A 15,789-nucleotide genomic window follows, 5' to 3' on the forward strand; every position below is an offset into this window, starting at 1 on the left:
GCAGACGGATCGCGCTTCAAGGCGACTTGAAGCGTGCGCGGTCCAGCGCGGGGGCGAGCAACTGCCCCCCACGCTTCAGCGCACAGGCCAGACCCACCAGCAGCGTGGTCGCGCCAAAGGCGGTGAGCGGCGGGGCGAGCCGGTGCAGCAATCCCAAAGCGAGGCTGCGCGAGCCGTGCTGGGCCGCGCTCACGGCCAGCAGCAGCGCGGACTCGCTTTCCGTCACGGAAGGGCAGAGGGGGGCGGCGAGATGCAAGGTCGGCAGGCTGCGTAGCAGGGGATCGAGCATCAGCGCCGAGCCCTCGACGCCGCCGGCGGCCAGGACGATCGCCGCCTCGGCCATGGGGCCGGCGGGTCCATCGGAGGCCCAGGCGCGCGCGGCGTCGAGCAGGAGGCGCTCGGCCTCCGGTAAACCATCTGAATCCTGGCCCAGGTGAGGCCAGGCGGGCAGGCCGCGAGTCGCCATGGAAGACCTCCGATCTGAGGGCAGCCTAGTGCAACTGAGAATTATTCGCAAATATATATCGAAAAAATCAATGAAAATCCCGGCTGGGCTGGCGGATACCGGGGCCGCGAACGCTGACATGGGGCTCGCCGTGCAGGATTTCGTCCCGCGGTGAGATCACCTTGTCCCAGGAGTCGAGGTCCAGCTCGTGCAGGCTATAGAGCAGGGCGGAATGGTCTTCCAGCTTGCGCACCACGAGGTGGAGGATCGGCACATGGCCGGGCGCGCGTTCCATGCGGCCCTCGGCGATGACGAGGCGGGCGCCCACCACCTCGGCGCGATACTCCTGCGAGACATGCTTGAAGAGCACGAGATTGGCCACGCCGTGCTCGTCCTCGATGGTGAAGAAGATCACGCCCTTGGCGCTGCCGGGATGTTGTCGGACGAGCACGAGGCCCGCCAGGCGCAGCCAGGCGCCGGCAGGGGCGGCGGCGAAATCGGCGGTCGTTACGGCTTTCAGGCGTTGCAGCTGCGGCCGCAGCAAGGTGAGCGGGTGCTGGCGCAGACTGAGGCCGGTGCCGGTGTAGTCGAGCAACACCTGCTCGCCGGCGGTGGCGCGCGGAAGGAGCGCCGCGGGCTCGGCGACGGGCGCCTCCAGCGGAACCTCGCGCTCGACGGCGGCGGCCTCCCAGAGGGCGGTGCGGCGGTCGAGCCCGAGCCCGCGCAGCGCATCGGCCTGGGCGAGACGCTCCACGCTGCGGCGGTCGAGGCGGGCGCGGAGGATCATGTCGCGCAGATCGGCGAAGGGGCGGGCGGCGACGATGCGATCGGCCACGTCTTTCGAGAGGCCGCTGATGAGGCGCAGGCCGAGGCGGAGGGCGCTGTCCTCGACGCGGCCGGTGGGGGCATCGGGGCCAACGGGCTCCATCGTCGAATCATGGAGGCTGACCGTCACGTCGGCAGGGTGGACCTGCACGCCATGATCGCGCGCCTCGCGGACGATCTGCGCTGGCGCGTAGAAGCCCATCGGCTGGCTGTTCAGCAGCGCGCAGGTGAAGGCGGTCAGGCGATGGCATTTCAGCCAGGCGGAGATGTAGACGAGCAGCGCGAAGCTGGCGGCGTGGCTCTCGGGGAAACCGTAGGAGCTGAAGCCTTCAAGCTGCTTGAAGCAACGCTCGGCGAAGTCCGGCGCATAGCCGCGTGCGATCATGCCGGCCATGAAGTCCGGCTTGAAGGAAGGCACGTCGCCCGTGTGCTTGAAGGTCGCCATGGCGCGGCGCAGCTGGTCGGCACGGGCGGGGGAGAAGCCCGCGCCCTCGATGGCGATGCGCATCGCCTGCTCCTGGAAGAGCGGCACGCCCTTGGTCTTTTCCAGCACCTTCTCCAGCCCTTTCGGGATGTCGATCGGCTCCTCGCCGTTCCGGCGGCGCAGATAGGGATGCACCATGTCGCCCTGGATGGGGCCAGGCCGCACGATCGCGACCTCGACGACGAGATCGTAGAATTCGCGGGGCTTGAGGCGCGGCAGCATGTTCATCTGCGCCCGGCTCTCCACTTGGAAGACGCCGAGGCTGTCGCCGCGGCAAAGCATCTCATAGGTCTCGGGATCCTCGGCCGGGATCTCCGTCATCAGCTTCATGCCGATGAGGTCCAGAGCGCGGCGGATGCAGCTCAGCATGCCGAGGCCGAGCACATCCACCTTCAGCATCTTCAGCGCGTCAATGTCGTCCTTGTCCCACTCGATGGTGTGGCGGTCCTTCATGGCCGCGCGCGTGACGACGCAGAACTCGGTCAGCGGGCCGCGCGTGAGAACGAAGCCGCCGACATGCGTGGCGAGATGCCGGGGGAAGTTATGGATCTCCTCCGCCAGCTCGCAGGCCATCCTCAGGCGGGGATCGGCGGCATCCAACCCATGCTGCTCCACGATCTCCGCCCAGCTCGAATCATTGCCGGGCGAGCCGCCGGTCTTGGCCATGAAGGCGGTCGTCGTCTCGTCGAGGCCGAGCGCCTTGCCCACCTCGCGGATGGCGCTGCGGCTGCGGTAGCGGATCACCGTCGCGGCGATGGCGGCGCGGTGGCGGCCGTAATGCGCGTAGATGTGCTGGATGACCTCCTCGCGCCGCGAATGCTCGAAATCGACGTCGATATCGGGCGGCTCGCCGCGCTCCTCGCTGATGAAGCGCTCGAAGAGAAGCTGGTAGGTATTGGGATCGAGCGAGGTGACACCGAGCGCGTAGCAGACGGCGGAATTGGCCGCCGAACCGCGCCCCTGACAGAGGATTTTTTCGCTCCTCGCGAAGCGCACGATCTCGCTGACGGTCAGGAAATAGGAGGCGTAGTTCAGCCGGCCGATGATCCCGAGCTCCTTGTCGAGCTGCGCCTGTACGGCTTCGGGCACGCCGCCGGGCCACATCTTCGGCAGCGCCTCGGTGACGCGCGCCTCCAGCGTCTCCTGCGGCGTTCGGCCAGGATCGAGGATCTCCTCCGGATACTCGTACAGAAGATCGTCCATCCGGAAGCTGCAGGCCGCAACCACCTCGGCCACGCGGCCTACGGCCTCTTCGTGCCCTTCGAAGAGGCGGCGCAGCTCGGCTTCGGGCTTGAGGCAGGCTTCGGCATTGGGCTCGGCGGCGAGGCCCAGCTCGTCGATGGTGCAGCCTAGCCGGATGGCGCTCAGCACATCGGCGAGGCGGCGGCGTTCCGGGGCGTGATAGCGCACGCCGCCGGCCACGATCAGCCGCGCCTCGGGGATCTGCGCGAGCAGGTCCAGCCGGTGCCGGTCCGAGCCGCGCGCGCGGTGATGCGTCGCGATCAGCAGTGGCATGGCCAGTCGCTCGCGCAGCATCCGCGCCTCATGGGCATGGCGCGTGGCGAAGGCCCGGTCGGGGAGCTCCGGGGCGAGGCGCGCCAGAACCTGGCCCTCCATCGCTGCATACATCTCTTCGGGCGAGAGGGGGCACTCGCCCTTGGGCGCCTCCATCCGCGCGGCGGAGAGCAAGGCGCAGAGGCGGCCCCAGGCGGCGCGGTCGGTCGGCCAGGCGAGGTATTCGCTGCCATCGGTGAGGCAGAGGCGCACCCCCGGCAGGAAGCGGAGATCCACCGCCGGATCCCGGCAGGCGACCCAGGCCCGCACGATCCCGGCCATGGAATTGCGGTCGGCGATGCCGAGCACGCCATGCCCCAGCGCCTTGGCGGTCCGGGCGAGCTCGCTCGCATGCGAGGCGCCCTCCAGGAAGGTGAAGTTGGTCAGCGCCCCCAGCTCGCCGAAGCCCGTGCTGCGGATCGGAGGCGGCCTGGGGCCGGCCGGCCTGGGCGACGGGCCGGGCAGGATGATCGCGCTCACGCCAGATATCCGTGCACGAACCATTGCGCCCCGGGCCCGGCCTCGCCGCGCCGGCAGACCCACCAGCGCGCGCCCGAGGCGAGCTGGACGCGGTAATAGTCGCGCGGCGGGCGCTCCTGCGGAGGGCGCCACCATTCGGGCTCCAGCCGCTCGGGCCCCTCGGCGGAAACCACGCGCTCCACCCTGCGGCCGAGGGTCAACTGCAGGGGCGGGGCGTCGGGCAGCAGGGCCGTGGCCTTCACCGGCACGGGCCGGCGCAGCAGTCGCAGCGGCCGGGGCGCGGCCATGGTTTCCGCCACGGGGGCGAAGGCATCCGCCCGCCGCACCGCCCGCTCCGGCCAATGCGAGGCCCGCGGCGCCAGGCGCCAGATCGTCAGGCGCTGCTCCAGCCGGTCGAGCAGCTCCGACAGGGCCTCGGGCTCAGCCTCCTCGCCGGGCAGGCCGGACTGGCGGGCGTGCAGCGCCTCGGTCGTCTCGGCGGCGAGGCTCATCTTCTCGAAGCCGAGCTCGGGCTGGAGCTCCTCGATGCGGCGGTCCATCAGGCGGCGCAGATGGGCGGGGGCGCGGCTCGCCTGGCCGAGGCCCTGGCGCAGCTCCTGCCAGGAGCCGTCGCCGCGGAAGGCGAGCAGGCGCAGCGCGCGCACGCCCTCGCCGGATTCCAGCAGCCCGGCGCAAAGCCGCTCGATCAGCGCGCCGATCGCCCGCTCCAACCCCGGCGCGGTGCAGAGGGGCGAGAGATATTCGCGCGACTGAAGGTGGCGCGGCGGCGGGCGGACCGGGGTGAAGGGGACGAGCCGGCCCCGCAGCGCGGCCAGCTCCTCGGCGATGAGCTGGCCGAAGCGCCGGGCCAGCGGTCCGCGCGGCTGGGCCTCCAGCGCGGCGACGTCGCGCAGGCCGAGGCGATGCAACGCCGGGATCATCGCCTCGGGCAGAGCGAGGGCGGTGACGGGCAGGCGGGGCAGGGCGGCCGCCTCCTGGTCCGGGGCGAGGACCTGCGAGCGCAGGCCGGCGCGCAGCATCGCCGCGAGCGCGGCCGGCGCGCCGCCGAGCAGACCGCGCGCGGGCGCCCCGGCGGCCGCGAAGGCGCGGCGCACGCGGATCAGCAGTTCGGGCTCTGGATCGGGCAGGCCCGTGGTCTCGATGACCAGCCCTTCCTCGCGCCAGATCCCCACCAGCGGCGAGAAGCGCAGGGCCCAGACGGCGGGACGCTCGGCGGCCAGGCTTTCGCCGTGGAGCACGAGGAAGCGGCGCTCGCCCAAGGGCATGCCGGCCTGTGCGGGGGGCAAAGGGGGGGCGACGCAGGGCAGGCCCGTCTCGAAGAGGGGAAGGCTCGGGGTGCGGGCGAAGCGGCGGCTACCCATGGGCGGGGCCCGGCGGGGCGTCTTCCCTCTTCACGCCAGCCGCCGCTTGGTCGCCGGCGTTGCCTGCGCGGGGGCCAGCGTCCGCAGTTCCCCCCGCGCCGCATCCCATTCCCCGACCCAGGCGCCCGGCCGCCCGCCGCGGGCGCGCAGCAGCGCGATCTCCCATCCGGGCTCGCCCAGATGGTCCGGGCCGGCCTCGACCGAAAGCCGGGCGGAGAGCCGCCAGCGGGTGAGCGCGGCGGTGGGGCCGGGGGCCGCGTCGTCCGGGCGCAGCATCAGGCCGATCCCGCCCCCCGTCTCCGCCGCCAGCTGGAGGCGGCGGGCGGCGGTCAGGTCGGGGATCTCGCCGAAGGTCAGCACGGCGCCGATGGCCGGGCAGCGCAGTCCTTCCTCGGCGGCCCAGAGCGCGTCGGCCGGGCGCGGGGCACGGACCAGGATCAGGCTGGCCGCCGAGAGCCCGATGCGCGCGAGGCCGGGAGGATAGGCATCGGGTTCGGCGGCGATCCAGAGCACGGAGCGGCCGGGCAGGGCGGCCTGGGCGCGGGCCAGCAGCAAGCGCGCAGAAGCCGATCGCCGCTCCCGGCTCGGTCCGAGAGCACCTCGTGGAGCCCGGCCAGGGGCAGGCCGTTCCAGGGCAGATGCGCGTCGATCTCGGGCGAGAGGGGCAGGGCGGCGCGCCCCGTGCCAGGGCCCTCCAACCCCGGATCGAGCCGCGCGATCCGGGCCCGCAACCCGGCCAGAAGGGCTGCCCGGTCGGTGGGGGGCGGTTCGTCGGGATCGGGGGAAGGGGCTTGGGGGGGCATCTGGTTTGCCACAAATGTTCTTGATATGTTCTAGTCCTGGAACACGGGCCAGTCAAGGTTCGAGGCTTGCGGGAAGGCAGACGGGGCGCCTGCCGGAGTTCCGAAAAAACCCACAGCGAATCAGGTCGCAGAAAGGCTTTCTTCAGCTCTCGCCGTCAGCCTGCCCCTACCCCCCCCCGAGTGGAGGCACCCCTCGATGCGAAGATCCGCGCGGCTGGCGCCCCTGCTGGTCCTGTCTCTTGCTGTGGCCCTTCCCGTGGCCTGCACCCCTCTGCCGGCCCTCCAGGCCGAGGGCACGCCGGCCGGGCGCGTGGCGCGCGAGAGCTTCGCGAGTCTCCAGGCCGGCGGGGTCTCCGTCGGCGCCGGCATTGCCGTGGATGACCGCCATCTCCTCACCAATGCCCATGTGATGCGTCAGGCCGGGGGCCGGGTGACGCTGCGGCGGGCCGGTGGCGGCGGCGAGGCGACGGCGCATTTCGTGGGCGCTTCCCCGCGCATGGACCTCGCCGTGCTGCGCATGCCCGAGGGGTTCCTGCGCCCCGCCAGCCTGGCGCCCGAGATCCCGGTCGAGGGCGAGGCGGTTTGGGCGCTGGGGCCGGAGGGGCTGGGCCGATCGCTCGCGGCCGGCCGGGTGGAGCGGCCCTGGATACAGATGCGCGGCTTCGGCCCGGGCTTCACGGCCCGGCTCGGCGCGCTGATGGGATTTTCGGGCGGCCCGGTGGTGGACCGCGGCGGCCGGGTGATGGGCCTGACCACGGCGCTTCCCGAATCCGGTGGAGCCACGGTGCTCGGCATGATGACCGGCGTGGACCTGGCCGGCTTCGCGCAGGGCGATCGCCGCCAGGTCTTCATCCTCGACATCCACGAGGCGATGGAGGAGGCGCGGCGGATGGGGGCCTTGCCCGCCACCCGCCTGGCTCTCGCTGATTAAGGCGCGCTTGGCGCCCCGCTTAGATGCCCCGGATGTCCCAGGGTTGGCGCCGCGTCTCGATACAGGCGTCCATTCGCGTGATGCCGATATCGCGCAGCATATGCTCGTCCAGCGCCGCGAGATGCTGGCGCGTCTCATAGGCGCGCCAGAATCGCGTGACCTGCTCCAACCACTGGAAGCTGTCCTTCAGGCCCACCAACGCGGCATCGAGCCGGAACGCGGAGGGGGAGAGGAGCCGGGCGGACATGACATATTCCTTTTGGGTTCTGCGTCTCTGATCTGAGCCGCGAAGAAACAATCGCAGTCTTGGAAGCATCAATCCAACGACTTTTCTTGACGGGGACCATCAGTTTTTGTGATACTTTCCGAATGCTCCCCGCCGGCCTCGACCCCGAACTGCTCCGCAGCTTCGTCCTCATCGCCGAGGGACGCAGCGTCACCCGGGCGGCCGAGCGCGTCGGGCGGACCCAGTCCGCCGTCTCCATGCAGATGCGGCGCCTCGAGGAGGTCCTGGGCGAGGAACTGCTGCGCCGCGGCCCCAAGGGGATCGAGACCACCTCCAAGGGCGCTTGGCTGCTGGAGCGGGCCCGCACACTGCTTTCGCTCAACGAGGAGATCATCACCAACTTTCGCGCCCCGCCCATCACCGGCCAGGTGCGCCTCGGCAGTCCCGACGATTACGCGCTGCAATGGCTGCCCGGCATCCTCGCGCGCTTCGGCGAGGCCTATCCGGGCATCGAGGTGGACGTGCTCTGCATGAGCTCGGAGGAGCTGGCCCAGCGCCTGGCGCATGGCCATCTCGACATGGCCTTGCTGACCGAGGGCAATGGCACCGGCGGCGAGGAGGTCTGGCGCGGGCCGCTGCGCTGGGTCGGCCAGCAGGGCACTTCCCTGCACCGGCGCGATCCTCTGCCCCTGGCCGCCGCCCACCCCGGCTGCACCTGGCGCCGCGCCGCGCTGGAGGCCCTCGGCCGCGCGGGGCGGCGCGTGCGCGTCACCTATAACAGCTCCACCCAGTCGGGCTGCTTCGCGGTGGCCCTGGCGGGGCTGGCCATCACCATCTCGACGCCGACGCGCCTGCCGCCGGGCCTCACCTGGCTCGGCGAGGCCGAGGGACTGCCGCAGCTGGCCGAGATGGGCATCCTGCTCGCCACCGGCGAGGTGCCGCTCTCGCCGGGCGGCGTGGCATTGGCGGAAGCGATCCGGGACGGCTTCGTCCAGTTATCCTGAAACGGCTCTTGAGCGCCTGGCGGCGCGCGTGGTGAGGTGCTCCCAGAAAGTTGGGAGAGTTCGAGACATGCATCGCCGTACAGCCCTGGGGGCGCTGATCGCAGCGCCGGTCCTGGCCGCCCCAGCCTATGCCCAATCCTGGCCGGAGCGCCCCGTCCGCATCGTGGTGCCCTATCCGCCGGGGGGATCGAACGACACGGTCGCGCGGATCATCCAGCCGCGGCTGCAGGAGATCCTGGGCAAGCCCATCATCGTCGACAACCGCGCCGGCGCCTCCGGCTCGGTAGGCTCCACCGAGACGGCGCGCTCCCAGCCGGACGGCTACACTTGGCTGCTCGCCAACGACACGCTGGCGGCCAACGAGACGCTGATGAACCTGCCCTACCGGGTGATGGAGGGCTTCACCTTCAACTCGGTGCTGGGCACCTGCCCCTATGCGCTGACGGCCCATCCCTCCACGCCGCTGCGCAGCATCGAGCAGCTCATCGCGGCAGCGAAGGCGGCGCCCGAGACGCTCAGCTATGCCACGACGGGCGTGGGTTCGCTGGCGCATGTCTCGACGGTGCTGCTGCAGCAGCGCGGCGGCATCAAGCTGCTGCACGTGCCCTATCGCGGTGGCGGGCCGGCCCTGCAGGACGCGCTGGCGGGCCATGTTCCCCTCTTCATGTCGAACATCGTCATCATCCTGCAGCACATCCGCGAGGGGCGGCTGATGCCGCTCGGCATCTCGACGGCGGCGCCGAGCCGCTTCCTGCCCCAGGTGCCCACGATCGCGTCGCAAGGGTTCCCGGGCTTCGAGGCGCTGACCTATTGGGTGATGGTGGGCCCGGCCGGGATTCCGGATGCGATCAACACGCGCTTCAACACCGCGCTGAAGCAGGTGCTGTCCGAGCCGACGGTGCAGGCGCGCATGGCCGAGCAGGGGGCGGAGATCGTCGCGAGCGCGCCGGCCGAGGCCGAGGCCTTCATCCGCGGCGAGATCGCCAAATGGGGCGCGGTCATCACAGCCAACAACATTCGGGTGGACGGCTGAAACAGGCTTGTCATACCGGGTGGCCCTCGGCATGAGAATCCCCAGCGTTCAGGAAAAAGAAGGGAGTCCAGCCATGGACCGTCGTTTGTTTCTGGGGCTCGCGGGCGTCTCGCTCGCGGCTCCTTCCATCCTCCGCGCCCAGGGGCTGCCCGACCGGCCGCTTCGGCTGATCGTGCCCTGGGCCCCCGGTGGCTCCGTCGACACCATCGCCCGTCTCTTCCAGCCGCGTCTGGCCGAAGTGCTGGGGCGCGCCATCGTCATCGACAACCGCGGCGGCGCCTCGGGCGCCACGGGCGCGATGGAGGCGGCGCGGGCGCCGGCGGACGGCAGCACCTGGGTCTTCGTCTACGACACCCAGGCCACCAACGAGACGGTGATGCGCCTGCCGTTCAAGACCATGGAGGCCTTCGTGCCCGTCAGCCACGTGGCCTCGGGGCCGCTGGCGATGGTGGCGCACCACTCCTCGCCCTTCACGAATTTCCAGCAGGTGGTGGAGGCGGCCAAGCGCGCGCCGGACTCGCTGAACTACGCGACCTCCGGCGTGGGTGGGCTCGCGCATGTGTCCACGACGCTGCTGCAGCAGCAGGGCGGCTTCCGCATGACCCATGTGCCCTATCGCGGCGGCGGGCCCGCCGTGCAGGACGCGGTGGCCGGGCATATCCCGTTGTTCATGACGAATGTCGTGATCGTGAGCCAGCATATCCGCGCGGGCCTGCTGCGGCCCCTTGGCGTCACCACGAGCAGCCAGAGCCGCCACGTGCCGGGCTCGCCGACCTTCGCCTCGCAGGGCTTCGGCGGCTTCGAGGCGCCGACCTGGTGGGCGATGATGACGCGTGCGGGAACACCCGAGCCGATGGTGCGCCTGATGAACGAGGCGCTGGTGCAGGTGCTGAACGAGCCGGCCGTGAAGGCCAAGATCGAGGAGCAGGGCTGCGACATCGTGGCCAGCACCCCGCAGGAGTGCGGCCGGTTCATGGAGGCCGAGATCGCGAAATGGGGGCGGGTGATCACGGAGAACAACATTCGCGCCGATAGCTAGCTGCGGGTTGGGTTTCGTGATTCGCGCAAGCCTCGTGGCGCGCATGAGGCTTATGCGTCGAATTTCCGGAAGGGCGCTTTACAGATCCGCGTCATCCCCATAAAAGCCGTTTCACCGCAGGGGAATGCCACTGCGGAGCGGCTTTCGGGCCACGAAGGACTTGACTGCCCCGGCTAGCTTGGCTAGGGTTTGCGTCCTTCGCGGCAGAATCCGCGTCCCACTCGCAAGAGAGGGTCTACCCAATCCGGCCGGATCTCCGGCAGGACGGGCAAGTTGTTTTACATTCGAATCTGTTGATGCAGATGAGTATAGTGCGCGTTTATATTGATGCCATGGTTTGGTGTTGATGTTGAGCGGATTGGCTCTTGGATCTGGATGCGTGGTTGGCGCTGCTGGGCTTAGGTTTGGTTGGTGTTGGCTGCGGGTTTTTGGTTTGGGCTGATTTGGTGATGTCGATGCTGGGCGTGGAAGTAGGGTTTAGGATGGTGGGTTGGCCTGATCTTCGGATTGGGTGATGAACCTGAGAGTTTGATCCTGGCTCAGAGCGAACGCTGGCGGAATGCTTAACACATGCAAGTCGCACGGGCAGCAATGTCAGTGGCGGACGGGTGAGTAACGCGTAGGAATGTGTCCTAAGGTGGGGGATAACGTCGGGAAACTGGCGCTAATACCGCATATGTCCTGAGGGACAAAGCAGCGATGCGCCTTTGGAGCAGCCTGCGTCCGATTAGCTTGTTGGTGAGGTAAAGGCTTACCAAGGCGACGATCGGTAGCTGGTCTGAGAGGATGATCAGCCACACTGGAACTGAGACACGGTCCAGACTCCTACGGGAGGCAGCAGTGGGGAATATTGGACAATGGGCGCAAGCCTGATCCAGCAATTCCGCGTGGGTGAAGAAGGTCTTCGGATTGTAAAGCCCTTTCGACGGGGACGATGATGACGGTACCCGTAGAAGAAGCCCCGGCTAACTTCGTGCCAGCAGCCGCGGTAATACGAAGGGGGCTAGCGTTGCTCGGAATGACTGGGCGTAAAGGGCGCGTAGGCGGCACACACAGTCAGGCGTGAAATTCCTGGGCTTAACCTGGGGGCTGCGTTTGATACATGTGAGCTAGAGGATGGAAGAGGCTCGTGGAATTCCCAGTGTAGAGGTGAAATTCGTAGATATTGGGAAGAACACCGGTGGCGAAGGCGGCGAGCTGGTCCATTACTGACGCTGAGGCGCGAAAGCGTGGGGAGCAAACAGGATTAGATACCCTGGTAGTCCACGCTGTAAACGATGTGCGCTGGATGTTGGGTGACTTAGTCACTCAGTGTCGTAGCTAACGCGATAAGCGCACCGCCTGGGGAGTACGGCCGCAAGGTTGAAACTCAAAGGAATTGACGGGGGCCCGCACAAGCGGTGGAGCATGTGGTTTAATTCGACGCAACGCGCAGAACCTTACCAGCTCTTGACATCTGTCGGACTTCGCAGAGATGCGTTGGTGCCCGCAAGGGAACGGCAAGACAGGTGCTGCATGGCTGTCGTCAGCTCGTGTCGTGAGATGTTGGGTTAAGTCCCGCAACGAGCGCAACCCTCGCCTCTAGTTGCCAGCATGTTTGGGTGGGCACTCTAGAGGAACTGCCGGTGACAAGCCGGAGGAAGGTGGGGATGACGTCAAGTCCTCATGGCCCTTATGAGCTGGGCTACACACGTGCTACAATGGCGGTGACAATGGGAAGCCAGGTCGCGAGGCCGAGCGGATCCCAAAAAGCCGTCTCAGTTCGGATTGCACTCTGCAACTCGGGTGCATGAAGGTGGAATCGCTAGTAATCGCGGATCAGCATGCCGCGGTGAATACGTTCCCGGGCCTTGTACACACCGCCCGTCACACCATGGGAGTTGGTTTTACCTTAAGTGTCTAGGCTAACCGCAAGGAGGCCGGTCACCACGGTAGGGTCAGCGACTGGGGTGAAGTCGTAACAAGGTAGCCGTAGGGGAACCTGCGGCTGGATCACCTCCTTTCAAGGATACCTGACGATCGTGGATGGTTCGCTGTCCTGGTATTGTCGGGTTCCGACAAGACTAAAATGCTTGTTCATGCCTACCGGCAGGAGCCTGGTTGTCCCGGATGGGATGGCTTGGGTGAGAGCGAATGAACCCTATAGACGCGCTTTTGCTGATATTGCCGGGTCGATCTGACCGGGTCTGCGTGCGATGCCGCGGAGAGAGCAATCTTTCTGGGCGCTGACCGCGTATCCTGGTTTGGAGAGCTTGGTTTGACTGGCTGGGTTGACTAGCCTTGGGGCTCCGGTCTGTCTGAGAGGTCCTGGTTGGTTCTCTCGGCTGGGTCTTGGGCTTTGGGCCAGTAGCTCAGTTGGTTAGAGCACACGCTTGATAAGCGTGGGGTCGGAGGTTCAAGTCCTCCTTGGCCCACCAAAGCCTCGGAGGTCTTTTGCGGCGTATGCCGCGGGGTTTCGGGGGCGTAGCTCAGTGGTAGAGCACCTGCTTTGCAAGCAGGGGGCCGTCGGTTCGATACCGACCGTCTCCATACTGTGTGAACTGGTGTTCGGAAGTTTTGCCTCGAGGGTCGAGTGGCTTTGGTCATTCCCTGGAGGGCGCGCACGTGCCTCTGCACGACAGATTTCGCGATCCGGCGAAAGGCCCCAGAAGGGTCTGAGCCGGGGAGCGGTGTTGTTTGACAGGTGAATCGGAATGGTTGGTCACGACGTATCGTGGTCGCTGAGCTGCGCGAGCGGCTTGGGGATTGGGATGCGGCGTGAACAAGTGAAGTGAATAAATTGAGTAGTAGCTGAGCATTTAGTTTGGGCTGCACAGAACGTGCGTGGGGCTTGGTCCTGCGTGTGGGTATGTGTGGTTCTGATGAGCGCGATAAGAGCGTTCGGTGGATGCCTTGGCGCCAAGAGGCGATGAAGGACGTGGCACGCTGCGATAAGCTGCGGGGAGATGCGAGCAATCGTTGATCCGCGGATTTCCGAATGGGGAAACCCACTCGAAAGAGTATCCGCACCTGAATACATAGGGTGTGGAGGCGAACCCGGGGAACTGAAACATCTCAGTACCTGGAGGAAAAGACATCAACAGAGATTCCCCTAGTAGTGGCGAGCGAACGGGGACCAGGCCAGTGACTTTCGATCAATAAGCCGAGCAGTCCGGAAAGGCTGACCAAAGTGGGTGATAGTCCCGTAGGCATGATGTGGTCGAGAGTACTTGAGTAGGGCGGGGCACGAGAAACCCTGTCTGAACATAGGGGGACCACCCTCTAAGCCTAAATACTCCTTGGCGACCGATAGTGCACAAGTACCGTGAGGGAAAGGTGAAAAGCACCCCGACGAGGGGAGTGAAAGAGACCTGAAACCGGACGCTTACAAGCAGTCGGAGCACCCTTGAGGTGTGACGGCGTACCTTTTGTATAATGGGTCCGCGAGTTCGTGTTGGCAGCAAGCTTAAGCCGTTAGGCGTAGGCGAAGCGAAAGCGAGTCTGAATAGGGCGTTCAGTTGCCGGCATGAGACCCGAAACCGAGTGATCTAGCCATGGCCAGGCTGAAGGTGCGGTAACACGCACTGGAGGGCCGAACCCACGCCTGTTGAAAAAGTCGGGGATGAGCTGTGGCTAGGGGTGAAAGGCCAATCAAACTCGGAAATAGCTGGTTCTCCGCGAAATCTATTGAGGTAGATCCTCGTCTGAACACCACCGGAGGTAGAGCACCGGAAGGGCTAGGGGGGCCCAAAGCCCTACCAAACCCTACCGAACTCCGAATGCCGGTGAGTGATGGGCGGGAGACAGACTGTGGGTGCTAAGGTCCATAGTCGAGAGGGAAACAGCCCAGACCACCAGCTAAGGCCCCCAAATGATGGCTAAGTGGGAAAGCATGTGAGACGGCCAAAACAACCAGGAGGTTGGCTTAGAAGCAGCCATCCTTTAAAGAAAGCGTAATAGCTCACTGGTCTAATAGCTGTCTTGCGGCGAAAATGTAACGGGGCTCAAGCCATCTGCCGAAGCTGTGGATTACACGAAAGTGTAGTGGTAGCGGAGCGTTCCCTAGGCCTGTGAAGGTGAACCGTGAGGTTTGCTGGAGGTATGGGAAGTGCGAATGCGGACATGAGTAGCGATAAAGAGGGTGAGAAACCCTCTCGCCGAAAGTCCAAGGGTTCCTGCGCAAGGCTAATCCGCGCAGGGTGAGCCGGCCCCTAAGGCGAGGGCGACAGCCGTAGCCGATGGGAATCAGGTGAATATTCCTGAGCCCGCCAGAAGTGACGGCCATGAAGTTCTATCACCCCTTATTGGATTGGGGTGGTGGTTGGATTGGTCCGGGAAATAGCTCTGGCATCGGACCGTACCCTAAACCGACACAGGTGGACAGGTAGAGTATACCAAGGCGCTTGAGAGAACTATGCTGAAGGAACTAGGCAAATTGCTCGCGTAACTTCGGGATAAGCGAGACCCATGCTTGCGCAAGCAGGTGTGGGTGGCACAAAGCAGGGGGTGGCGACTGTTTAGTAAAAACACAGGGCTCTGCGAAATCGAGAGATGACGTATAGGGTCTGACGCCTGCCCGGTGCCGGAAGGTTAAAAGGAGATGTGCAAGCATCGAATTGAAGCCCCGGTAAACGGCGGCCGTAACTATAACGGTCCTAAGGTAGCGAAATTCCTTGTCGGGTAAGTTCCGACCTGCACGAATGGCGTAACGACCTCCCCACTGTCTCCAGCATAGACTCAGCGAAATTGAATTCCCCGTGAAGATGCGGGGTACCCGCAGTTAGACGGAAAGACCCTATGAACCTTTACTGCAACTTCGCAGTGGCGCCAGGAAGGGACTGTGTAGGATAGGTGGGAGGCTTTGAAGCATGGGCGCTAGCTTGTGTGGAGCCAACCTTGAAATACCACCCTGTGCCTTTTTGGCGTCTAACCGAGCCTGGTTATCCCGGGCCGGGACCCTGCGTGGTGGGCAGTTTGACTGGGGCGGTCGCCTCCTAAAGTGTAACGGAGGCGCGCGATGGTGGGCTCAAGCCGGTCGGACATCGGCTGTTGAGTGCAAAGGCATAAGCCCGCCTGACTGTGAGCGTGACAGCGCGAACAGAGACGAAAGTCGGCCTTAGTGATCCGGTGGTCCCTCGTGGACGGGCCATCGCTCAACGGATAAAAGGTACTCTAGGGATAACAGGCTGATCTCCCCCAAGAGTCCACATCGACGGGGAGGTTTGGCACCTCGATGTCGGCTCATCGCATCCCGGGGCTGGAGCAGGTCCCAAGGGTTCGGCTGTTCGCCGATTAAAGCGGTACGTGAGCTGGGTTTAGAACGTCGTGAGACAGTTCGGTCCCTATCTGCTGTGGGTGTTGGAGACTTGAGAGGATCTGTCCCTAGTACGAGAGGACCGGGATGGACATACCTCTGGTGCACCAGTTGTCACGCCAGTGGCACCGCTGGGTAGCTAAGTGTGGACGGGATAACCGCTGAAAGCATCTAAGCGGGAAACCCACCTCAAAACCAGGTCTCCCTGAGGGCCGTGATAGACCATCACGTTGATAGGCCGTCTGTGGAAGTGCAGTAATGCACGCAGCTAAGCGGTCCTAATCGCCCGATAGGCTCATCATTCTACACGT

The 15,789-nt window shown here is 65.9% G+C and carries 9 protein-coding genes, 2 tRNA genes and 2 rRNA genes; 8 read left to right on the plus strand and 5 right to left on the minus strand.

What is annotated here, in order from left to right:
- Positions 1–16: 16 nt before the first annotated feature.
- The 4 genes from ACO057_RS19510 to ACO057_RS19525 form a co-directional block, all read right to left on the minus strand.
- Positions 17–466, minus strand: a complete 450-nt coding sequence (locus tag ACO057_RS19510; RefSeq protein ID WP_421994565.1) for a hypothetical protein — start codon at positions 464–466, stop codon at positions 17–19.
- A 67-nt stretch (positions 467–533) separates the two neighbouring features.
- Positions 534–3,788: an error-prone DNA polymerase gene (locus ACO057_RS19515; RefSeq protein WP_421994567.1), complete on the minus strand. Its 3,255-nt coding sequence runs from the start codon at positions 3,786–3,788 to the stop codon at positions 534–536.
- Positions 3,785–5,149 (minus strand): hypothetical protein, encoded by a 1,365-nt coding sequence (locus ACO057_RS19520; protein ID WP_421994569.1) that lies wholly within the window; start codon positions 5,147–5,149, stop codon positions 3,785–3,787. The genes ACO057_RS19515 and ACO057_RS19520 overlap by 4 nt, the downstream gene beginning before the upstream one ends.
- Before the next feature lie 30 nt (positions 5,150–5,179).
- Positions 5,180–5,704 carry an ImuA family protein gene (locus ACO057_RS19525; protein ID WP_421994571.1) on the minus strand — a complete coding sequence of 175 codons (525 nt, stop codon included), beginning with the start codon at positions 5,702–5,704 and terminating at the stop codon, positions 5,180–5,182.
- 444 nt (positions 5,705–6,148) lie between these two features.
- Here ACO057_RS19525 and ACO057_RS19530 point away from each other — a divergent pair, with 444 nt between their 5' ends.
- Positions 6,149–6,883: a trypsin-like peptidase domain-containing protein gene (locus ACO057_RS19530; RefSeq protein ID WP_421994573.1), complete on the plus strand. Its 735-nt coding sequence runs from the start codon at positions 6,149–6,151 to the stop codon at positions 6,881–6,883.
- Positions 6,884–6,902: 19 nt separating this feature from the next.
- On the opposite strand, the gene ACO057_RS19535 is transcribed toward ACO057_RS19530, so the two are convergent.
- A complete protein-coding gene (locus ACO057_RS19535) occupies positions 6,903–7,130 on the minus strand; it encodes a DUF1127 domain-containing protein (protein WP_421994575.1) in 228 nt (75 codons plus the stop codon).
- Between the two features lie 122 nt (positions 7,131–7,252).
- On the opposite strand from ACO057_RS19535, the gene ACO057_RS19540 reads away from it, so the two are divergent.
- The 7 genes from ACO057_RS19540 (at position 7,253) to ACO057_RS19570 (ending at position 15,781) form a co-directional block, all read left to right on the plus strand.
- The gene (locus ACO057_RS19540; RefSeq protein WP_421994577.1) at positions 7,253–8,113 is read left to right on the plus strand and encodes a LysR substrate-binding domain-containing protein; all 861 of its coding nucleotides are present in this window, start codon (positions 7,253–7,255) and stop codon (positions 8,111–8,113) included.
- 67 nt (positions 8,114–8,180) lie between these two features.
- On the plus strand, positions 8,181–9,146 hold the full coding sequence (locus tag ACO057_RS19545) for a Bug family tripartite tricarboxylate transporter substrate binding protein (protein ID WP_421994579.1): 966 nt from the start codon (positions 8,181–8,183) through the stop codon (positions 9,144–9,146).
- 73 nt (positions 9,147–9,219) lie between these two features.
- Complete coding sequence (locus ACO057_RS19550; protein WP_421994581.1) at positions 9,220–10,185, plus strand: Bug family tripartite tricarboxylate transporter substrate binding protein; 966 nt, start codon at positions 9,220–9,222, stop codon at positions 10,183–10,185.
- Positions 10,186–10,701: 516 nt separating this feature from the next.
- Positions 10,702–12,188 (plus strand): 16S ribosomal RNA (locus ACO057_RS19555).
- Between the two features lie 337 nt (positions 12,189–12,525).
- Positions 12,526–12,602, plus strand: a tRNA-Ile gene (locus ACO057_RS19560).
- Positions 12,603–12,642: 40 nt separating this feature from the next.
- A tRNA-Ala gene (locus ACO057_RS19565) sits at positions 12,643–12,714 on the plus strand.
- A gap of 330 nt (positions 12,715–13,044) precedes the next feature.
- A 23S ribosomal RNA gene (locus tag ACO057_RS19570) occupies positions 13,045–15,781 on the plus strand.
- Together the 16S and 23S rRNA genes with 2 tRNA genes alongside form the textbook arrangement of a ribosomal RNA operon.
- Positions 15,782–15,789: the final 8 nt, after the last annotated feature.

Source organism: Roseococcus sp. (genome assembly GCF_965227005.1).
Taxonomy (GTDB): Bacteria; Pseudomonadota; Alphaproteobacteria; order Acetobacterales; family Acetobacteraceae; genus Roseococcus.